General features: G+C 49.5%; 20 protein-coding genes. 3 read left to right on the top strand and 17 right to left on the bottom strand.

The features are described from left to right. Positions 1-2 precede the first annotated feature (2 nt). The 17 genes from sufC to IPL32_09300 all read right to left on the bottom strand — a co-directional run bounded on the left by sufC (position 3) and on the right by IPL32_09300 (position 17,654). Positions 3-755 (bottom strand): Fe-S cluster assembly ATPase SufC, encoded by a 753-nt coding sequence (sufC, locus tag IPL32_09380; protein MBK8466031.1) that lies wholly within the window; start codon positions 753-755, stop codon positions 3-5. Then, a complete protein-coding gene (locus tag IPL32_09375) occupies positions 739-1,548 on the bottom strand; it encodes a PhzF family phenazine biosynthesis protein (protein ID MBK8466030.1) in 810 nt (269 codons plus the stop codon). Before IPL32_09375 ends, sufC begins: the two co-directional genes overlap by 17 nt. Then, positions 1,545-1,784, bottom strand: coding sequence for a nicotinamide mononucleotide transporter (locus IPL32_09370; protein ID MBK8466029.1), 240 nt, complete (start codon positions 1,782-1,784; stop codon positions 1,545-1,547). Before IPL32_09370 ends, IPL32_09375 begins: the two co-directional genes overlap by 4 nt. 1 nt (position 1,785) lies before the next feature. After that, the gene (locus IPL32_09365) at positions 1,786-2,166 is read right to left on the bottom strand and encodes a RidA family protein (protein MBK8466028.1); all 381 of its coding nucleotides are present in this window, start codon (positions 2,164-2,166) and stop codon (positions 1,786-1,788) included. 232 nt (positions 2,167-2,398) lie between these two features. Beyond that, the gene (gene sufB, locus IPL32_09360; GenBank protein ID MBK8466027.1) at positions 2,399-3,838 is read right to left on the bottom strand and encodes a Fe-S cluster assembly protein SufB; all 1,440 of its coding nucleotides are present in this window, start codon (positions 3,836-3,838) and stop codon (positions 2,399-2,401) included. A 67-nt stretch (positions 3,839-3,905) separates the two neighbouring features. Beyond that, entirely contained in the window at positions 3,906-4,385 is a 480-nt protein-coding gene (locus IPL32_09355; GenBank protein ID MBK8466026.1) for an Rrf2 family transcriptional regulator, read from the bottom strand. Positions 4,386-4,545: 160 nt separating this feature from the next. Next, a complete protein-coding gene (locus IPL32_09350; GenBank protein MBK8466025.1) occupies positions 4,546-6,159 on the bottom strand; it encodes a hypothetical protein in 1,614 nt (537 codons plus the stop codon). A gap of 132 nt (positions 6,160-6,291) precedes the next feature. Then, positions 6,292-9,357: an ERAP1-like C-terminal domain-containing protein gene (locus IPL32_09345; GenBank protein MBK8466024.1), complete on the bottom strand. Its 3,066-nt coding sequence runs from the start codon at positions 9,355-9,357 to the stop codon at positions 6,292-6,294. A gap of 463 nt (positions 9,358-9,820) precedes the next feature. Beyond that, entirely contained in the window at positions 9,821-11,089 is a 1,269-nt protein-coding gene (locus IPL32_09340; GenBank protein ID MBK8466023.1) for a TonB family protein, read from the bottom strand. Positions 11,090-11,235: 146 nt separating this feature from the next. After that, positions 11,236-12,678, bottom strand: coding sequence for an amidohydrolase (locus tag IPL32_09335; protein ID MBK8466022.1), 1,443 nt, complete (start codon positions 12,676-12,678; stop codon positions 11,236-11,238). A 19-nt stretch (positions 12,679-12,697) separates the two neighbouring features. After that, complete coding sequence (locus tag IPL32_09330) at positions 12,698-13,096, bottom strand: cytidine deaminase (protein ID MBK8466021.1); 399 nt, start codon at positions 13,094-13,096, stop codon at positions 12,698-12,700. 3 nt (positions 13,097-13,099) lie between these two features. Beyond that, positions 13,100-13,726 (bottom strand): uridine kinase, encoded by a 627-nt coding sequence (udk, locus tag IPL32_09325; protein ID MBK8466020.1) that lies wholly within the window; start codon positions 13,724-13,726, stop codon positions 13,100-13,102. After that, entirely contained in the window at positions 13,717-14,577 is an 861-nt protein-coding gene (locus IPL32_09320; protein MBK8466019.1) for a purine-nucleoside phosphorylase, read from the bottom strand. The genes udk and IPL32_09320 overlap by 10 nt, the downstream gene beginning before the upstream one ends. Before the next feature lie 57 nt (positions 14,578-14,634). Then, positions 14,635-15,138 carry a hypothetical protein gene (locus tag IPL32_09315; GenBank protein ID MBK8466018.1) on the bottom strand — a complete coding sequence of 168 codons (504 nt, stop codon included), beginning with the start codon at positions 15,136-15,138 and terminating at the stop codon, positions 14,635-14,637. Positions 15,139-15,220: 82 nt separating this feature from the next. Then, entirely contained in the window at positions 15,221-15,619 is a 399-nt protein-coding gene (locus tag IPL32_09310; GenBank protein MBK8466017.1) for a hypothetical protein, read from the bottom strand. A 33-nt stretch (positions 15,620-15,652) separates the two neighbouring features. Beyond that, a complete protein-coding gene (locus IPL32_09305; GenBank protein ID MBK8466016.1) occupies positions 15,653-16,573 on the bottom strand; it encodes an ABC transporter permease in 921 nt (306 codons plus the stop codon). 1 nt (position 16,574) lies between these two features. Then, positions 16,575-17,654 (bottom strand): ABC transporter permease, encoded by a 1,080-nt coding sequence (locus tag IPL32_09300; GenBank protein MBK8466015.1) that lies wholly within the window; start codon positions 17,652-17,654, stop codon positions 16,575-16,577. 244 nt (positions 17,655-17,898) lie between these two features. On the opposite strand from IPL32_09300, the gene IPL32_09295 reads away from it, so the two are divergent. The 3 genes from IPL32_09295 to IPL32_09285 all read left to right on the top strand — a co-directional run bounded on the left by IPL32_09295 (position 17,899) and on the right by IPL32_09285 (position 21,840). Then, positions 17,899-18,399, top strand: coding sequence for an Hsp20/alpha crystallin family protein (locus IPL32_09295; GenBank protein MBK8466014.1), 501 nt, complete (start codon positions 17,899-17,901; stop codon positions 18,397-18,399). An 81-nt stretch (positions 18,400-18,480) separates the two neighbouring features. Then, a complete protein-coding gene (gene clpB / locus IPL32_09290) occupies positions 18,481-21,090 on the top strand; it encodes an ATP-dependent chaperone ClpB (protein ID MBK8466013.1) in 2,610 nt (869 codons plus the stop codon). A 75-nt stretch (positions 21,091-21,165) separates the two neighbouring features. Beyond that, positions 21,166-21,840 carry a nucleotide exchange factor GrpE gene (locus tag IPL32_09285; GenBank protein ID MBK8466012.1) on the top strand — a complete coding sequence of 225 codons (675 nt, stop codon included), beginning with the start codon at positions 21,166-21,168 and terminating at the stop codon, positions 21,838-21,840. The last annotated feature ends 9 nt before the right edge of the window (positions 21,841-21,849 follow it).

Raw genomic sequence — 21,849 nt, 5'->3', positions numbered from 1 at the left:
TTTTAGTGAGCAGCTCCTTTGACCCAATCGTAGCCTTTTTCTTCGAGTTCGAGAGCGAGTTCCTTGCCGCCTTCTTTGACGATCTTGCCGCCGGCGAGGACGTGAACCACGTCAGGCACAATGAAATTGAGCAGCCGTTGGTAATGTGTGACAAGGATGATGGCGTTATCAGCGCTTCGGAGCGTATTCACGCCTTCGGCGACGATCCGTAATGCGTCGATGTCGAGTCCGGAATCGGTTTCATCAAGGATCGCAAGTTTAGGGGCAAGAACGGCCATTTGCAGTATCTCGTTACGTTTCTTTTCGCCGCCAGAAAAGCCTTCGTTGACCGAGCGTTTGAAAAACTCGCTGCTCATATCAACGATCTTGGCCTTTTCCTTCAGATAGTCGTTGAATTCGAGCGGGTCGAGTTCTTCCTCGCCTATATGCTTCATTTTTTCATTATAAGCAAGACGGAGAAATTGCGAATTAGAAACCCCTGGCACCTCGATCGGGTATTGAAACGCCATAAAGACACCTGAACGGGCACGTTCGTCAGGTTCGAGGTCGAGCAGGTTCTTGCCCTCGTAAAGCACCTCGCCCGAAGTCACCTCGTAGCTCGGATGTCCCGCAAGCACCTTCGACAAAGTCGATTTGCCCGACCCATTAGGCCCCATTATGGCGTGAACTTCACCCTTTTTGACCTGAAGATTCAAGCCTTTCAAAATTTCTTTGCCGTCGATGCCGGCATGCAGATCTTTAACTTCCAACAACATTTTTTGATGTTTCCTCTACAAAAATCTCACCTTTCAAATAAAGCACAGCGTTACCACCGATCTTTACTCTGTCGCCTGCGAGTTGACAAAAAAGTTCCCCGCCTCGAGCAGAAACTTGTCGTGCAAACAACTCATTTTTCCCAAGCACGCCAGCCCAATGTGGTATTAGCGAGCAATGTATCGCACCAGTAACCGGATCTTCGGGAATGCCAATGCGCGGCGCAAACATTCTCGATGCAAAATCGCAATCGTCACCCGGTGCCGTTATAATCACTTCGTCGTAGGGCAGCTTAATTACATCATGCATATCGGGCTGCAGATCTTGGACGGCTTTTTGATCTTCAAGCAAAAGGAACAGCATATTGCCCTGCGATTCCCAATATCTTAGCGGCGCTGCCGCGACCAGCATCTTTATTGGCTCGATCTCTTTCATTGGATACGCAGGGAAATCGAGAACAAGTAAATCGCCGTCTTTCGTCACGCCGAGTTCGCCGCTCCTGTGCGAGTGAAATTTGATATCGGAAGATTCAAGTTCCAATTCGTTGAAGATCACATGCGCACTCGCCAGAGTTGCGTGTCCACACAAATTTACTTCCACCTTTGGTGTGAACCATCGAATGTCATATTGTTCGCCGTTCTTTACAAAAAATGCCGTCTCGGCAAGATTGTTCTCTGCCGCTATCGCGAGCATAGTCTCGTCCGACAGCCACGCATCAAGCGGAACAACCGCCGCCGGGTTGCCGCCGAACGGTTTATTTGTAAACGCATCTACCTGAAAAATTTCTAACTTCATAACATCGAATCCACTCTCGCTTCGCGTCGCCATTTGACCCATCCGCGAACGTGAAGCGAAAAGAAAACCGCACTACCAAGAATCAACGCCCAACTCTGGATCAAAAACCCGACAGTCATCCAACTAACACTCGCGATCATCATTATCAAAAAGCCGTACTTATTCTTACTGCCTAATAAGTAAACGCCCGCCAATCCGGCAACCGTCGCTAGCCAATCTATCCCGAAATACTGCATCCTAGTCTTTAACGGCAGCAATCGCCTGTATCTCAATCTTCGTTCCAAAATGAAGGTCCTTGACCGGTATCATCGCCCTCGCGGGACGATGCTCGCCCATAACGCAAGCATAAGTTTCATTCACACGACCCCAAAGCTCCATATCCGAAACATATATCGTCATCTGCAAAACATGATCGAGGCCGCTCCCCGCTGCATGCAAAACCGCCTCGACATTCCTCAAAGCCAATTCCGTTTGCTCCTCGATCGACCCCGTAAATGGCTCCCGCGTATCCAGCGACATTGGCAATTGCCCAGAAACATAGATCAAACCGTTATGCTCGATCCCCGGGCTGTAATGGCCTTTAGGTTGCGGCTGGTCGGGTGGTTGTATCTTATTCATTCCGTTGAATCCTTTATTTTTGATCGCGCGGCTTCAAGCAACTCTCGATAGTTTTTGAAGAATGGTTCGATAAGATGCTTTTCTAAATCACAACACAAATTCCACAGAACCCGCTGTTCCGACTGGTCTGCGATTTTTAAATCATCTGTATCGGAATATCTGCTAAGAAACTCGAATAAAATCAGAGCCTCATCGGAGTTCAATTCGATTTTGACTGTCTTCGAAAACATTCTTAACCAACACTTCCTTCCAACTTCAATCCCAGCAACTTCGTCGCCTCTACCGCATATTCCATCGGCAGTTCGCGAAAAACTTCCTTGCAAAAGCCGTTGATTATTAGGGAAACTGCGTCCTCCTGCGAAATGCCTCTTTGTTGCAAATAAAACAACTGGTCCTCGCTGATCTTCGACGTGGTAGCTTCGTGCTCAACCTTTGCCGTGGCGTTCATTACCTCGATGTAAGGGAAAGTATTGGCTTCCGATTGGCCGCCGATCAGCATTGAGTCGCATTGCGTATAATTTCGAGCCCCTTCGGCCTTAGGCATTATCTTGACGAGCCCGCGATACGAATTATTTGATTTTCCGGCTGAGATGCCTTTCGAGATGATCGTCGATTTAGTGTTCTTGCCGAGATGGATCATCTTGGTTCCGGTGTCGGCGATCTGTGCGTTATTTGTAAGAGCGACCGAGTAAAATTCACCGATGGAATTGTCGCCCTGCAGGATGACACTCGGATATTTCCAAGTGATCGCCGAACCCGTCTCGACCTGCGTCCACGAGATCTTTGATCGCACGCCGCGACATGCACCGCGCTTTGTTACAAAGTTATAAATGCCGCCCTTGCCATTTTCGTCGCCGGCATACCAGTTCTGCACCGTCGAGTATTTGATCTCGGCATCATCCATCGCAACAAGCTCGACAACCGCCGCGTGCAACTGATTTGTATCAAATTGCGGAGCCGTGCAGCCTTCGTTATAAGCAACGTAACCGCCTTCTTCGGCGACGATCAACGTACGTTCAAACTGTCCGGCTTCCTGCGTGTTAATACGAAAATAAGTCGAAAGCTCCATCGGGCAGCGAACGCCTTTTGGAATAAACACAAACGAACCGTCCGAAAAAACTGCCGAGTTCAAAGCCGCGTAATAATTGTCATTTACGGGAACGACCGAGCCGAGATATTTCTTGATCTTGTCTGGATAAAGTTCGACCGCCTCTGTAAACGAGCAAAATATCACGCCCGCCTCAAGCAGCTTTTTCTTATATGTGGTCGCAACTGAAACCGAATCGAACACAGCATCAACCGCCACATTCGCGAGCATTTTCTGCTCTGTGATCGGAATACCGAGTTTCTCAAATGTCTTGATCAACTCAGGATCGACCTCGTCGAGACTGGCTTTCTTGGCTTTTTCTTTCGGAGCCGAATAATACGAGATATTCTGAAAATCGATTCGCGGATAATCAAAATTTGCCCAGTAATCCGGCTCGGTCATCTTTAGCCATTGACGATATGCTTTCAGACGAAATTCGAGCATCCATTCGGGCTCGTTCTTTTTCGACGAAATGAGTCGTACCGTATCCTCTGACAATCCGCGAGCGATCGTCTCGGTCTCAATGTCGGTGACAAATCCGTATTTATATTCCCGATTAGTTAATAGTTCCGCTGCTGTTGACATATTTTTTAGCCACGAATTTCACAAAAAATCCAATTTGTGTAAATTGTGTCATTCGTGGCAAACCTTCTTAAATTCTTTGCGGTTCGATGGTGCGGTGAATACCTCGAATCGAGTGGAACATCGCATCGACCGAGCTTTCAGATCCGACAAGCTGCGCGAGCGTGATTTGCGAAAGTGCGTTTTCCACGATCTCGTGCAGCCCAACGATCACAGGCCTTATGCCGCAATCGCCCTTGTGAACACATGATTCCAAAACGCCTGTGTAACTGTCGCAGTGCTTGGTGAGCACGTCCTGATCCAGAACCCTAATTATCTCACTGAGGCGAATATCACCCGCCGGACGCGCCAGAAAGTACCCGCCCTTGGTTCCGCGTGTTGAATGTACGAAACCTGCTTTGTTTAGGAGCCACATAAGCTTGCCAGCGTTCGCAGTCGAAATGCCTTCGCGTTCGGCGATCTGCGGCAGCGTCAAGCTCTCACCATCGCCTAAATTTGCAAGCTGTACCAGGCAACGCAGCCCATATTCTTCTTGTGCCGAGATCTTCATAAGACGAACCTATGACCAAATAATCTCAAATCATTACTTTTGTGTCAAGATTAGAGAATGACCTATGCAAAAGCCCACACCTAAGTAAGGGCGGTACATTCAAGTTGAGTGTACCGCCCTTACTTACGTGCGGGCTTTTTGCAGCGACGAACTAGACGAATCAGTTATCACCACCACTTGCGTTTGGCATAGTAAAAACTGCGGTCATCGTGCCCCAATTCCCTGCCGAATCTCGCCCTCTAACAAACAACATATGCCTTCCCGGCGGACATGTTATGTTAGCGGCTGCAAATTCTGTCGAGCTGTTGAAATTGCCGTCCTCAGGTGTCATCGCTATGGGTGTTCCGCCGCGCCAAGGGGGCACATTGATGTAAACCTCGGCTCCCGCAATGCTCTGATTACCGCTGAATTGATCCGTGATCTGAGCTCGAAGCGAATAACGATTGAGCCTTGTTCGGTTACTCGTCAGGGTTTCAGTGGTAGGTCCTTCGCTGGTCATAAATGGCGTACGGACGATCTTTGCTAGATAAAGCAAGACAGGACGATTAAGGTTCCAAAAATTACCGTTCGTGCCGCCGTCCAGACAGGAATACGGCGGCATAAATCCGCCGCAGCTTCCTGAGCTAAGGCCTGTTTCCATACCGAGGCCTGCGACTCCAAGTTCGCCGTAGGCAAAGTCATGTGCCGTTCCGCTCGTAGGATAAAGGTTTATGCTCTGGATCGGGTTGTAGCCGTTGTAGCCTGCCATCCTCCCGGCGATCGTGGCTAGCTGGGGATTTGGCGGCGGCAGGTCATCTTCGCCCCATGGATACAGAACAAGATTGCCGTAGGAGTGCATATCGAGAAAAACGCCGGTAGCATCGATCGGTGCCGGAGAACTTCTGTCCGGCTCACGCTGATCGGGGAATAGTGACAATATCAAGGCCTGAACCGAATTAACTTCCGGCTCCGAAGCCGGTTCGAGGCCCGGCCACGTTTCGCCGCACGGAGGATCAGATGGAAAATTGACGCTTCCCCACCAAAAAGAATAATTACGATTAAGATCAATTCCGGTAAGTGTCCCTGTGCAGTTACCTGTTAGATTATTTGTGTTTTTCCGTTTCATTAGGCCGGTCTCGGCGATCTTGCGGCCGTCGGGATTGAAGATCGGAATAATGTATATCTCGTGTTCGTTGAGCAGCCAGGTCGCGTCGGCATCCTTATCGTAATTCGACAACAAATACTGGGCGAACCGCGTTGCCATCTCGGGCGGAACAAGCTCGCGGGCGTGTATGCCGCCCTGAATTAACAATTTCGGTTTATTGCCGCGATTATCTCTGTTTGTAAGTTTTATACCGGTGAGATCATAGCCGTTGAGCGGGTTTTGCATTTTTTCCCAGCTTTGGCCGTATCTAAAAACCTCTGCAAGCTTTGGATAGGTCGTCTCCATTTGATTTAAGAATGCATAGGTTTCCTCGACGGTCCGATAGCCGCCCTGAAATGTCTCTGGCCTGCTTTGAACTGCGAATTCGGCTGTTAATTTCTCGTCCACACGAGCATTGAGACCCAAGTTTCTTAGGTCGTTGACCTGCTGCTGAGTAGTTAGAAATAAAAGGTCATCACCCTCACGATATTCCATCAGGTCGAGCCCAAGGCCGATCACTCGCTGCATTTCGGCGTCGCTTGAAACCGTAACGCGGGCCATGACCTGTCGATCAGGTAAGGAGACCTTGTCTTGTGCAAAGACTGATACGGAAATTGCCAACAAAAGCGTAAAGATCAGCAGAATTCTCATAGCGGAAAACCTCGTTTGGTAGATAGAAGTGAACAATATCAGATTTCAGCCGATTTGTTAAGGATATTATTCACCACAAAGGCACAAAGATCACAAAGAAATTTTTACTTTGTGTCCTTTGTGCCTTTGTGGTTAATTCCTACTGTATTTTGCTCTGATCTTAACGGCACGCTCGATCAAGTCGGAGTTTTCGAGTATCTTGAGCCGCAGATCGCCCGCAAGATTTGGGTTGTCGGCGAGAAACTTATTGATAACCGCAAGCGCCTTTTCGTCGCGTTGGCCGCCGATAAAGTCACCGAGCCAATCGTTCACAAAAAATATCTTTCGCTCGCGTTTTAATGTCGGCAGAATCGCAAGCGCTTTTTCGAGATATGGAAGCGTAAGTTCGGAATGTCGTATGGAATTGAACGGCCCGGCCGCCACCTCGATCCAGCTCTCAGAGATGTCTTTATTATTTACAAAGTCATTCCAAAATTTTGCCTTGTTTTCAGGCGTAGCAAAGGCAGCATGTGCCGCATAGGCATAACGTTTGGCGTCGTCGCTTGTCTCGGTCTTTTCAAGATTCGTGAGCAATTTCGGAGCATCTGGATCGCCTAAAATTGCAAGCCGCGTAACGATGTCGAATTTGTCTTTGGTTTTGAGAGTCATCTGATTTGATGACTTCGTGGTGCCGGAACCGGCTTTTAATATCTGCTTGAGTTTGTCTCGCGCTTTATCGGTCGAGGCGATGCTCAGGAACGCACGGTAATATGTTATTCGCTGGCCTTGCGTCGAAGCGTTTTGTATTTTGTCGATCAAGAGATTTTCGAGCCGAGCCTGCAAGTCAGAACCCCCTGCGTAAGCGGGGGGCAATGGCGCCGATACTGACGCACGTTGCTTGTTTTTTTCGAACGCGGCCTCAGACGAACGGTTCTTGCCGCCCGCTAACGCAGGCGGTTCTGACACGTAGTAATTCATCGCAGTCGTTACTCGCGACAACAGTGTTTGGATCGTACTCTCATCTTTCTCTGTGGCTAAATTCTTCAGGACCAACTCAACATAATCCTTCGGAGCAAGTTCGGCTTCTCGGACGCTGTCCCAGAGGCTGCCCCACATCATTGTGCGGAGGAAATCGTCTTTTTCGCGTCCAATATTTTTCAGGACATAATCGCGGCTTTTGTCGTCGAGCAGAAAGATGCCGTAGCCGTAGTCTTGATAATTTGGAAAGTAGAAGACAGTGTTAGGCAAGGTCTCTTCATAGGTGGGTCGTTCAACTCCATCGGAGATAAGAATTGCTCGATCCCTTGTTCGGCCTGCTGCATCTATTGAAAGAGCCTGTGTTCTTTGTCTCCAACGAAAATTGTTATTCGCGTCCTTTTGACTGATTGCGAACCCGTCAATTGAAACGGTCGGCATATCGCGATAGTGGAAGCCGGCCGGCTTATATCTCACAATCGAAACGCCGGGATGGGTTACCCAGTTTTTTGCCCACTCCTTTGTGCGATCTATCGTTGATTGCTTCCATTTCTCGTATTCGGGACTCTTGTTCAGTACGGCCTGGATTTCGGCATTAGAAAATTCCTCGACAAGATCACTCCATTCGGCATTTCCATACTCGTGTTTCTTCAAAAACGCGCGCACCGCGGTTTGGAATTTGTCTTCGCCGAGGTAGAACTCGGCCTGGCGGAGGAACGCGGGGGCTTTGTTGTAAACGATGTTGCCGTATGCCGATTTTGCGGAGTTGAGATTGGCGATGGGTTGGTAGATGGCGGTCGTGCCGCGTGTCGAATCGGTCTGGTAGGCGGCCTGTTTGACGCGTTCGTAAAAGACCTTCCAGGCGTTTGCCTCGGGCATGATCTTGTCCAGGGCCTTGTAAGCCATAAAGGTCGCAAACCCCTCTTTCAGCCACAGGTCGTCGAACCATTTCATCGTCACCGTGTCGCCAAACCACTGATGCGCCGCCTCGTGAAAGATCAGGTTCGCCCGCGATATGATGTCGTTTTTGGTCGGCTCCTGCGGAAAGATAACGGACTGCTCCCTAAGAAACGTCGCGCCGGCATGCTCCATCCCGCCAAACGGAAATTCGGGTATCAGCACGAGATCGTACTTCGGAAACGGGAATTTGTAGTCGAAATAGGTTTCGAGATATTTGACAGCCTCGCGATTAAGCCGAAAGACCTCGGCGGCGTGAGGTTTGAACTTTGCGGCTTGGGATCGGCGAACATAAATGTTTCCAAAATCAGGCGAATCGGAAGGAATATTCCTTGTTTGCCTCTCAATTCGTTCTTTCTCTAGCCTGTCCGCCTCAGCCGGTGTCAGCAAACCAGAAACATCATTTTCAACCCACTTTTCGAAGGGTTTACGTTTTTCCGATGTGATTTTTTTTGTGCCGTCATTAGGGTCTTGGATCGGATAATTAAACTCCTCAAACCGCCCGGCGGCGAATGCGAAGACGTAGGTGCTGATGGGTTTGGTTTCATGAAACTGGGATATCGCACCTAGCTCGCAAGGTGGAGGGCAAGGACCTTCAGTATTTCTGCCTACCTCATGAAGGTGAAAACTCACCAATTCATTTGAAACGACCTTCCATTCTGCTGGGTGTGCGACCGTTACGCTAAACCTCGCCTTCAGATCAGGCTGGTCGAAGACTGGGAACGCCGTGCTGGCGTCGGACGGGACGAAGAGCGAATAGATGTATTCCGCGCCGTCCTCTTTATCGACGTACCGCGTGATCGCGCTGCCGCTGGTCAATATCGGCGACGTAAAATCGAGCTTGATGACATTCTCGCCCATCTTCACGCCTTCGCCGTGAACGGCGCGACGGCGGGAAAAAATAAGGTGGTCGCTGACCTCTTGATATGTTGGCCAAAAACTATCCTCTCCCAAGGGATCATACAACCCTGCTGGTTGTCCGTTTATAGTGACATTCGATATTGTCGACTCCTTTTCGTGGCCGGGGATCTTTCGCCAATCAAGAATAATGGCCATCGGCGGGCAATTTGGCTCGGCGCACGCCGTTGCGGCTTGCGTGACGTGTATTTCCATACTACCGCGAAGCACGGGCGACATCTTTTCGAGTGTCAGGTTTAGTTTGTAGCTGATGTTGGAGTAATTAGCGGCGCGCCACTTCGCCAAGTCCTGCGAAACGCCCGGCTCAATAGCCGGAATTTGCGAAAATGCTGTTACCGAAAATAAAACAATAAAGATCAACAGTCGCACAAATGGAATTTACCACAAAACATGTAGCGGGTCAGTTTTTGATGATCTTTGTGTTTTTGTTTTCTTTGTCCTTTTCGTCTGTGTAACTGGTGTCAAAGATCCGGCTAAAACGCTAGCTAAAAAGAAACACGTGATCGACGCTCTGATCGACGCCCTTATAGGCGTGAGCAGATGACATGCCTTTACGGTCCCGGGCGCGCTGTTATCGACGCAGGCAATTTTTTCACAAGGCGATTTTTTAGATGGCTTTTTGGGGGTGAGCGATGGCTTTTTGAGGGTCTGCGATGGCTTTTTGGCGGCGAAAGATGGCGCTATTTTGCTGCTTTGACGCTAAACCATTGCAGATCATACGTTTAGCTGGGAATCAGGGCTTTTTTGACGCATGGTGATGCTTCTCGTCTTCAATTCACACTCTCGTCGACGACATTCGGCATCTTGGCCTTCTTTTTCTTTGCGGTGAAGCCTAAAGTGCGAAGCTAAAGCTAACAAATCCGATAGCCTTGACCGGCTGACCGTCGCGTTGGAAGGGCTTGAACTTCCATTTTTTTATCGCGTCCCTTGCCGCGCTCTGCAGCATTCCCGGGCCGGTCGATTTATCGATGGTTGCGACTTCGCCGGTTTCGCTGACGGTTACACGCACGTTGACAACGCCGGTCGTCCGCGTTGCTTTTGCAACTTGAGGATATACGGGCGACGGCTGGTTGGTGGCAAAATCCTTGAGCTTGGCTCCGACATCCATCGGCGATCCGTCAGCGACCGGTTCCGTCTTTGGAGTTTCTATAACAGGTTTTGGCTCTTCCTTTTTCGGCTCTTCTTTCTTGATCGGAGCCGGCGGCATCGGAACGTATGTTGGTTTGTCGTTCACCGCGACGTTCTGGTCAGACGGCTTGTTTTCCGTGCTCTTTTGATCTCGGACCGGATTATTACTGCCTCCGACGACTATGACAGGCGGCTTTTCGAGCGGTTTGGTGTTTACGGCAACCATATTGCCGACGGGCTGTTCATTTGACGCTCCGTTTGTCGCGTCCATCACGACTCGGCCCGAATTTGCAAGGTCTTCGCGAGTGTCGGCAACCTCATTTCCCCAACGGCGTGCGTCGTAATCGTCTCTTCCAAGCATTCCCCGCGAATTGCTGGCTTCTTCGAGCAAAGCCATCGCGTCCGGCGTTTTTACCTTGTCCTTGCCGAGTTCTTTTGACTGTGTGATGACGAGTTCGAGCGTCTCGCGCATTTTTTCGAGATCGTTTGCAGCCTCAAGCGGCAGCGTGCGGTCTGAAATACTGAGGCCTAGGGCACGATAGCGTTCGACGCGATCACGGGCTCCTTTTACGATCTGCGACGCAACCGCCATATAGAACGCCGGTGCATTAGGCTTGTTTGTTTTTTGAGCGTTGTAAAACTCGCCAAGAAAGTCCTGAGCACGTTTGTAGTCGCCCTGTTCGAGATAGCTGTTCATCAGCAGAACGTTGACGACGCCTTTTAATGCCGTGTCGTTCGACTCGCGGCGGATGTTCTCAAGCTCGTAAATTGCTGCGTTGTAATTGCGAACGGCAATAAATGCCTTTGCCCGTGAGATCCGGTCGCGCATTATGTCGCCTGATGTTGGAGCTGTCGTCGGAGGAGTTACTGGCTGTGGAACGGTCTGCGGAGGCGTCTGAGCGCCTGCGAAAAGAATAAATGCGAATAAAACCAAAAAACCCGAAGTGTATAACCTTCTGACATTTAACGGCATTTAGAGTCCTCCTTTGGTCTGACTTAAATTTTCCGTAAAGGCCAAGCGAACTTACATCTTAAGGAAGGCTCACTTTTAATGACCTGACGTTGCGAAAAATCACGCTTAAAAACCCGCGACCGGCCTTATTTGTATGGCCCGCTAAATCATTTACCTAAGCTCTTGATGATTTTATCGCGGTATGCGTTTGCATCTTTCTTTATAGCACTTTCGTTAAGGGTGAGCAACCGGCGGTCGAGCATCACAACGCGGCCGTTTATGATGACCGTTCGGACGTCGTTTGCCTTTGTAGAGTAAACAAGCGACGAATAAATGTTGAAAAACGGCGTCTGATTTAAGCTGTCAAGATCGACGATAGCGATGTCGGCACGTTTGCCGACTTCGAGCGAGCCTGTGATCTTGTCGAGATGCAATGCACGTGCTCCGCGGATCGTTGCCATCTCGAAAGCCATTTCTGCGGGAAGAGTTTTCGGGTCGTTGGAGTATTGCTTGTGAAGCTTTGCGGCAGTGTCCATTTCTTCCCACATGTTGAGGTCGTTGTTCGACGCGGCTCCGTCGGTACCGAGGCCGACGGCGATATTCTTAGCGAGCATCGCCGGAACAGGCGCTACGCCCGACGCGAGTTTCATATTCGACTGCGGATTATGCGCCGAGCCGACGCCCAGGATATTCATCATGTCGATCTCCGCGTCAGTGAGCCAAACAGTATGCGCGGCGATAACGCGATTTGACAGAAAACCGATCTTGCCGAGGTAGGCCATTGGCGTGTCGCCATATTGCTTTTGGATGTCGTCGCGTTCCTTTTTTGTCTCGGCAACGTGAATAACTACGGCGGCATTATATTTGTCCGACATCGCACGGATCGCTTTCAAATGGTCCGTCGAAACCGTATAAGGCGCATGCGGAGCCATAGCCGGAACGATCAGCGCGTCGTTTTGCCACTTCTTTAAAAAACGCTCCGTGTATGCCATCGCCTCAGCATTTGTCTTGTTATCGGCGACAGGAAAATCAATTATCGTCTCACCCAAAACGCCGCGAACGCCCGCCTTCTTAGTCTCATCGGCGATAGCGTCCTCAAAATAATACATATCGCAATACGTCGTCGTCCCGCCGCGTATCATCTCAGCCAAACCTAATCGCGTTCCCGCCCGAACAAACTGCTCATCAACATTCTTCGCCTCAGCCGGAAAGATATATTTCGTCAGCCAGTCATTCAGATCAAGATCGTCCGAGATCCCGCGAAATAAAGACATCGGCACATGCGTGTGCGTATTGATAAGGCCGGGAATGATCGCCTTGCCAGTTGCGAATATTCTCGAAAGTCTGGGGTACTTGCCCTTTATGTCGGCAGCCTTTCCAACTTCAACGATTACGCCATTCTCGATGGCAATTCCACCATCCTCGATCACTCGACGGCTGGCATCCATCGTTACGACGGTTCCGTGGAGAATTACCATATTGCCTATGGTGCTGGTATCTTTCACCGCCGGAATCGTTCGGCTAATCCCACGCGGCAGCTGTTGCGCAAAAGAGCTGATGGTGAAAGCAAACACTAGGAGAAAAACAATCGGTGTCTTGAGCGTATTCATAACTGACAAGATTCTTAATCTATTTGAGGAATTTAGTATCAAAAGCACGCGGAAGAAGGTCTTTCATCTCGACTGTCTCGACCTTGCCGTTGAGGTTCGCAAAGATCACGGGAATGTTGCCGCCAAACTCCCAGATGATCTGCCGGCAGACACCGCACGGAGGCGTCAGGTCTTCGGTATCGGCGACGACGGCGATGCGTTTTATTTTTCGTTTGCCTTGCGAGATTGCGTTCCATACGGCGACGCGTTCGGCACAGACGGTGAGGCCGTAGCTTGCTGATTCGACGTTGCTGCCGACGATGATCTCGCCGTCGTCGGTTTCGAGTGCTGCACCAACCTTAAATTCCGAAAACGGCGCGTAGGCGTTTTCACGCACGCGGCTTGCTGCTTCAACGAGTTCTTTTTCTGAGTGTTCCATCACTTAATTTACTGCTTTCTTTTCTTCTTTTAGTTTCTCACGCACGAGGCTGCAAAGGAATTTGACACTGACGCCCATTTGTCCGCCTTCGGGAATAATAATGTCCGCGTGACGCTTCGACGGCTCGACGAATTCATGATGCATCGGCCTTACTGTTCTATAATATTGTCCGATCACTGATTCGACTGTGCGACCGCGTTCTTTTATGTCGCGCTGGAGCCGACGAATAAATCGAATGTCGTCCGGCGTATCGACAAAAACCCGCACATCCAGCAGATCGAGGATACGCGGTTCTGCAAATATCAAAATACCCTCAACGACCACCACAGCCCTTGGTTCAATGATCGCGATACGGTCGCTGCGTGTATGCGATTTAAAATCATACAACGGCATCTCGACCTGTAATCCCTGCTTCAAGCGTTTGAGGTGATTGACCAACATGTCGCCGTCGATCGAATCGGGATGATCGAAATTTGCCTGATGCCGTTCGTCAAGAGGCATGTCCGCAAGGTTTCTGTAATACGAATCCTGCTCGACGAGCACAACATTTTCCGCGCTGACCGCCTCAACGATAGCCCGCGCAATTGTCGTCTTTCCCGAACCTGTTCCGCCGCAAATACCTATGAACATACTTTCTTAATTATTCGTCTGAGAAGTTCTTTGAAAACTTCAGCGACACGCGCTCCTGTTTCCATTACCTCTTCGTGATTGATCGGCTCGTCGCTCATTCCGGCCGCGAGATTGGTTATACACGAGATACCGAGAACGCGCATTCCTTGGTGCCGCGCAGCAATTGCCTCGGGAACTGTAGACATTCCAACAGCATCCGCGCCGAGTTGACGATACATCCTGATCTCAGCCGGAGTTTCATATGTCGGGCCCGACAGAGCGCAATAGACGCCGCGATTCATAAAATCGATCAGCGTCTCATCGTGTCCTCTTTCAAATCGTTCGCGGGCGATCGCATTGGCTTCATCCTGAGTGATCTGCTGAAATTCGCGGTCGTAAACCTCGCTCATATCAGGAAATCGCGGGCCGAAGCGATTGTCGTTTGGCCCTCGCAATGGATTGACGCCGAGGCAATTAAGATGATCCGAAATAAGCATCAAGCTTCCGGGCGTCATATCGGAATTAAGACTGCCCGCAGCATTTGTCAGGATAAGATTCTTTATTCCCATCAATCCAAACGTACGGACCGGCAGCATCACCTGCTCCATGTCGTAGCCTTCGTAATAGTGAAAGCGCCCTTGCTGAACCGCGACCGCTATGCCGTTGATCTCACCTAAAACAAGCTGTCCCGCATGACCCTCAACAGTTGAACGCGCAAATCCGGGAATTTCTTCGTAAGGAATTCTAACAGCGTCAGTCAATTCATCCGCAAACGCACCAAGACCGCTGCCGAGCACTATCGCGGCTTGGCACTCGCCGGAATATTTTGACTTGATATAGGCAGCCGCTTTTGCGGCGTTTTCGTAACGCATATTGAATTAAAGAAGGAGTGTAGCCTAACGGAAGAATCCTGATAATCAGTATTCTTTTCACTTAAAACGAGAATTAGGCAGTGTTTTACCTTCTTTCTTTTCTACACTGTATTTGACTCTGTCGAGCCATCGGCGAAGAGCGTGTGCCAACATGACAGCTTCTTCAGCCGCTTTACGATTCTCATCCTTCGTAACTGAAAACGGTTTTAGCATGTCGCCAGGTAACGATTTGAGACCATCATGAATCCCGACGTTTCGACCGTGTTTTCGCCAGTTATCCACGGCATCTTGGAGATGCTCAAAGTCTCGATCTTTTATTGGATCCGTGTCTAACTCTTTCCATTTTTTGATTAGTTTACCGAAGTCAAGCTTAGAAACCTCCTCTCCATTCAGGCTTCGTACGTTGACCATGTATGACCATAAGCGATCCATGATTATATGCTCAACCATAGCGATTACCTGAACATATGCTCCCGTCGCCATATGCTTAGGTAGTTGGCCCCAGTATTGCCTATAGGCTTGATACTTGGCTTCATCTCGATCTTCTCCTTTAGGCTTCACATTCCTCGGCATAATACTTTCCTCACGCGATCCTGTATTTTCAACTTTCTGCCAGACTTTGTCGAACCTGCTTGTTTCGCATTCAGTCGAAGCATTCCTTCTTGAATTCAAGAAGCCATTCGGCCACATCGTCGGGATTAACACCGCTACCTTCCACTGTAAAGGAAATACTGTGGCCGAGACCATTAAGATACGGCGAAGGCGAAAAAGTTGTTATTCGCACATCACCCTTATCGCTGGTAAAACACTTGGAAAATGCATAAACGAGGAACTCAAGAACAAGCCATGCCCTAACAGATGGCGAGTTCTGTCTTGCGGCCTCAAGTTGAAATGTGACCTCCCATTTATCGGCCGAAAGCTGGTACTTTTTGTTCTTTGCATGCCCTCCGCAACTGCTTATCGTATAAATGCCATCAAAGGTATTTATAGCCTTTGCTAAAGCCACGATGTTAGCATCCATCTCGGAGTAAGGAATCCTCATTCAAAGGCACCTCTAATTGCAATCGTTATCGGCTTAGTTCTCTTTTCTGTATGGAATTCCCAATGCTTTCGGAGCCCGCGATGAACCGATAAAGCCTGCTAGCACGATTATCGTCAACACGTAAGGGATCATTTGAATAAATTGGACCGGAATATCTTCGCCCGAAGGCATTTTGATCACGCCCTGCATTTGGATCGACAGAGCTTCGGTAAATCCGAAGAAAAGGCATGCAAAAAGCACCGGTATCGGCTTCCATTTGGCTAGGATCAATGCCGCAAGAGCTATGTAGCCTCGGCCAGCGGTCATGCCGCGTGTGAAGAGAGACGATTGGCCTATCGAAAGGTATGCGCCGCCTGCCGCTGCCAACATTCCCGAAATAACGACCGCAACATATCGTAAACGGATAACATTCACGCCTGCTGCATCTGCAGCTTCCGGATTCTCACCGGCTGCACGAATACGCAATCCGAATGGTGTCTTATAAAGCACATACCAACAAACCGGAACAATAAGGAACGCCAGAATCGAGGCAATCGATAATCGATTTGAAATATCGAGCAGTAAAAACTCTTTCGCGATCTGCTGCGTCGAACCTGCAGAATCATAAAGCCTGCTGCTAATGACAGCCGGAAGCCCGAGCATCAACATACTTATCGCAAATCCCGTAACAACCTGATCGGCCTCGAACCTAATGACTGCAATTGCAAAAATAAGTGCGACGATACCGCCTACAACTATTCCCGCAACAAATCCGATATACGGATTCTGCAGCTCATAGGTAACAACCGCAGCGGTAAATGCTCCTGAAAGCATCAGGCCTTCGAGTGCGATGTTGATGACGCCTGCGCGCTCCGAGAACATTCCGCCCAATGCCGCAAAGATCAACGGCGTCGCGCTTCGAATCGTCGAAAAGAGCAAAATGAGTAAAAATGTCGGTGTTAGTAACTCGCTCATTTTATTTCCTCGAATACCTCTGTAGCGCCGCCACAAAAATAATTATGATCGCCTGAAGCACCTCGACAAGGTCCTTTGAAACGTATTTTGTTTCTATATCGACAAAGATCTCGCCGCGTTTCAATACGGCGAAAAAGATCGCTGCGATAAATATGCCAAGAGGATGATTACGGCCAAGCAACGCTACCGCAATTCCCAAAAATCCCCAGCCGTCTGAGAAACCGTCGTAATAATTGTATCTGTAACCAAGAACCTCACCGATCGCGACCATTCCAGCCAAGCCGCCCGAGATCGTCATCGCCAAAATTATCTGCTTCTTTACATTAATACCGCCGTATTCTGCGGCAGATGGATTTTCACCGACCGCACGCAGTTCGTAGCCCCATTTTGTCTTCCACAAAAAGATATAAACGAGTACACACATCAATATCGCCAGCAGAAACGCAACGCTGAGCGGAACAAAATCGGGCATTCCAGGGATGTATTGGCTTATTCGAGGAATGTGAGCGCCCTTGCCGATGTCAGCGGTTTGCAAGATCGGGTCACCCGGAATTTTGTAGTAATACTGCGTAAAATAACTGACCAGCGATATGCCGATAAAGTTCAGCATGATCGTGTTGATGACTTCGTGCGAGCCGAATTTTGCTTTTAGAATGCCGGGTATCGCACCCCAGATTCCGCCCGCGACAACGGCAGTTAAAATGCACGCAAGCACGAGGATCACCGACGGCAGGCTGTACCAAGACCAGTCTTCCTGCTTTCCAAAGATGGTGACCACAGTTCCGCCAAATTTGATACCGACCCAAGCCGTCGCAAACGCAGCTACATAAAGTTGCCCCTCCGCCCCGATATTTAAAAGCCCGCAGCGAAAAGCAACAGCAACCGCCAGCCCAGTAAATATTAGCGGCGTTGCGATAAACAGGGTGTAGCCAAGATTGTTGAGCGAGCCAAACGAGTTACCGATGAGTTGGTAGAAAGTCTGGAATGGGTTGTCGCCGATCAACAGCACAATTATCCCGCCGACGACAAACGCCGCGAAAACAGCTACTAATGGCCAAAGAACTTCACGAAAAATCTTCATTTTCTAATCGGTCGCACGAGTTTTAGCCTCGAAAGATGCGAATTCGAAAGTTCGGTTGTTGAGGAAAGATGCTCAATAAATATAACCGACAAAGCCGAAAGTGTCACCTGTAAATTGCAAAAAACAAAGAAAATCCGCCATCAAAAAAATTTCAATCAGGACTTGACAATCACACACTCATATTTTATTATCCTTATAGACTAAGTAATTAGTCATTTATCTTGAAATTTTGGAGGAAATGATCATGAACATAGTCAGATACGATCCATTTAGAGAATTACGCAGCTTAAACGAAGAAGTGGCCCGCTTATTCAGGAACGCAGCACCCGCCTCGGCGGCGAGAGACGAAGTGTTTAACGGCTCATGGGCTCCGACAGTCGATATTTTCGAGAACAAGGACAGCTTTATTCTCGAAGCCGAACTGCCCGGAATGACGCGAGAAGATTTTGAGCTTTCATTCGAAAATAATGTACTCACGCTTAAAGGTGAGCGGAAATTTGAAAAAAAGACCGATGAAGACAATTATCATCGCATTGAGCGAGCATATGGTTCATTCACGCGGTCATTCACGCTTCCGCCGACAGTTACCGCCGAGGGAGCAAAGGCCGACTTCGATAACGGCATTCTCCACATAAGCCTGCCGAAGCGCGAAGAGGTCAAAGCTCGTAAGATAGAGATCACCGGCGCAGATGCTATATCGAAAACGATCGAGGCGAATAACAAGGCCAAGACGGCAAACGGCTAATTCAATTTAGCCATGTGACAAGACGGTGAATGGTGAGTGACGAACATTCATCATTCACCGTTCGTAATTTACAATATTGATATGAGATTCGACAGATTTACGATCCGCGGCCAGGAAGCCGTGCAAGAAGCGATCAGTGTCGCCGAGAAAAACCAGAACCAGCAGGTTGAGCCAGAGCACTTGCTTGCGGCGATGCTTGAGCAAAAAGAGGGAGTCGTCAAACCCATTTTTGGCAAGATCGGTGCGAACGCGCAAGCGATAGTTACTGAACTTCAGGCTGCTATCGAGAAATTTCCAAAGGTTAGCGGCGGGCAGCAATATTTCAGCTCGCGAACGAACACCATCTTTCTCGAAGCTCAGAAAGAAGCTGAGAAGATGGAGGACGAGTACCATTCGACCGAACATCTTTTGCTGGCCATCGCCGCAGAAAATGACGGCGATGCCGGACGCATTTTACGCTCGAACGGTGTAAATCGAGATGACCTCGAAAAGGTGATCACCGATATGCGAGGCGGTTCGCGAATCACGGACCAGAACGCCGAGGAAAATTTTCAGTCTCTCGATAAATACGCACAAGATCTGACCGAACGTGCCCGCAAAGGCAAGCTCGATCCTGTGATCGGGCGTGACGACGAGATCCGCCGGACCATCCAGATACTTTCGCGTCGAACAAAAAATAATCCTGTCCTAATAGGCGAGCCCGGTGTTGGAAAGACCGCCATTGTCGAAGGATTGGCACAGCGCATAGTTTCTGGCGATGTGCCGGAAACGCTGAAAAACAAAAAATTAGTTTCGCTCGACCTCGGAGCAATGCTCGCCGGTGCGAAATATCGAGGAGAGTTTGAGGATCGGCTAAAGGCAGTTCTCAACGAGATCGAAAAAGCCGAAGGACAGATAATTCTATTTATTGATGAATTACATACTCTTGTCGGTGCCGGTGCGTCGGAAGGCGCAATAGATGCGTCGAATATGCTCAAACCTGCTCTCGCACGCGGCACGCTGCGAGCAGTCGGAGCCACAACGCTTGCCGAGTATCAGAAATATATTGAAAAGGACAAAGCTCTCGAACGCAGATTCCAGCAGGTCTATGTTGGCGAACCGACGGTTGAGGACACGATCGCGATCCTTCGAGGATTAAAGGAACGTTACGAGGTTCATCACGGTGTCCGTATAAAAGATGCCGCCATCGTCGCGGCTGCGACACTTTCAAATCGTTACATTACTGACAGATTTCTGCCCGATAAAGCAATTGACCTCATTGACGAGGCGGCTTCACGCATTCGTATCGAAATCGACAGTTTGCCGCAGGAAATAGATGTACTCGAGCGAGAGATATTGCAGCTTGAGATCGAGCGTCAAGCACTCTCTCATGAAACAGATAAGAAATCTAAAGAGCGGCTCGACGATATCGAAAAACGTATCGCGGATCTCAACGAAAAATCTTCGGCGATGAAAGCCAAGTGGCAATCGGAGAAAGACGAGATCGAAAAGATGCGCACCGCAAAGGGCCAGCTTGAACAAGCCAAGCTTGAACTCGAACAAGCCCGTCAGGCAGGCGATCTGAATAAAGCTGCAGAATTACAGTACGGAAGTATCCCCGAGCTTGAAAAGCTGCTTGAGTCCGAGCAGGAGCGACTAGCCGAACTTCAGAAGGATGGTGTCTTTCTTAAAGAAGAGGTCGATGAAGAAGATGTCGCTGAGATCGTTGCGAGATGGACCGGAGTTCCCGTTTCGAAAATGCTCGAGGGCGAAATGCAAAAGCTCATCGCGATGGAGGACAACCTCCGCAAGCGTGTCATCGGCCAAGACGAAGGCTTAGAGGCCGTCGCAAACGCCGTGCGGCGTGCCCGCGCAGGATTGCAGGATCCAAATCGTCCTATCGGCTCGTTCATTTTTCTAGGGCCGACCGGCGTTGGTAAAACTGAAACCGCAAGAGCGTTGGCCGAATTTTTGTTCGATGACGAAAAAGCAATGATCCGGCTCGATATGTCCGAGTATATGGAAAAGCACGCCGTTGCTCGTATGATCGGCGCACCTCCGGGATACGTCGGCTACGAAGAAGGCGGCCAATTGACCGAAGCTGTAAGACGCAGGCCGTATTCGGTCGTTCTGTTTGACGAGATCGAAAAAGCCCATCCTGATGTATTCAATGTACTGTTGCAAATTCTTGACGACGGCCGTTTGACCGATTCTAAAGGCCGCGTCGTTGATTTTAAGAACACCGTTCTGATAATGACCTCAAACCTAGGCTCACGGGAGATACAGTCGGCATCGGAAAACCCGTTGGTGGACCGCGACATAAGAAACGAAGTGTTAAAAGTACTGCGGGATCACTTCAAACCCGAGTTTTTGAACCGCATCGACGACATAGTCGTATTCCAGCAATTGGGCAAAGAACAGATCGCGCAGATCATCGATGTTCAGCTTGAGAAACTGCGCAAAAACCTTGCGGAACGCGGCATCACCATAGAATTGGACGATTCTGCGAAAGATCTGATCGTCACCGAGGGCTATGATCCGGTTTACGGTGCACGTCCGCTCAAGCGGGCGATACAAAATTTGATTCAAAATCCGCTTGCGGTCAGTTTGCTCAATGGCGAGATCGCGAGCGGTCAGACCGTTCGTATATCGGCGGAAAATGGCGAGATCAAATTTACGCCGACAAAGAGTCGGGCGGAAGCCAGTGCGTGAGCAAGGTTGTAAATTAAGCCCTGCTTACGTACAGCACTTCTGCATTCCGAACAGGAGCATTACAATTAGATTCAGATGTTTAAGAAAAAAATGAACGAGCAAGAAACAGAATTTGACGAAGTTGTGGGAACTGACGAGAAAATTCCCGTCAATGACAAACGTCGTTTTAACGATAACGGTGAGCGTATCGACGTTGACGAACCTCAACATGGCCCGGTCAAATCAGCCGCCGAGATCGCTCTAGAAGTAAAGTTGAAAGCTGAGACAGAGCGGCGTGAGGCCGCCGAAACAAAACTCGTCGGCGTCCAGGCAAAGTTTGAGGAAGCAAAAGCCAATCTCGAAAAAGAGACTGCCGACATGCGTGCGAGGCTGATGAAAACCCTCGAAGATCGTGCAAAGCAAGGCCGGTTCAACTTTTTGACAACGCTGCTTCCGGTTCTCGACAACCTCAATCTTGCCGTTGCGGCAAGCGAGACCGATCCGTCAGTTGAACATTTGCGAAACGGGGTTATCGGCACGGCACGCAGTTTTGAGCGGGCGCTGATAGATGTTGGTGTCGAGCCTATCGGTTCGGTCGGGGTCGATTTTGACCCTGAACTTCATGAGGCAGTTGATATAGCCGCGACCGACGCTGAAAACGACGGCAAGATCGTTGCGGAATATGCACGAGGATATAAGTTTGGCGATAAACTGCTGCGGCCCGCTCGTGTTCAGGTGGGAAAGTGCTTGGCTGATTCCGCCGCCGAATGAAAAAACAGG

The organism is Chloracidobacterium sp. (assembly GCA_016711345.1).
Lineage (GTDB): Bacteria > Acidobacteriota > Blastocatellia > Pyrinomonadales > Pyrinomonadaceae > OLB17.
The sequence above is the reverse complement of the archived record's forward strand: the minus strand, read 5'-3'. Positions and strand labels throughout refer to the sequence as shown.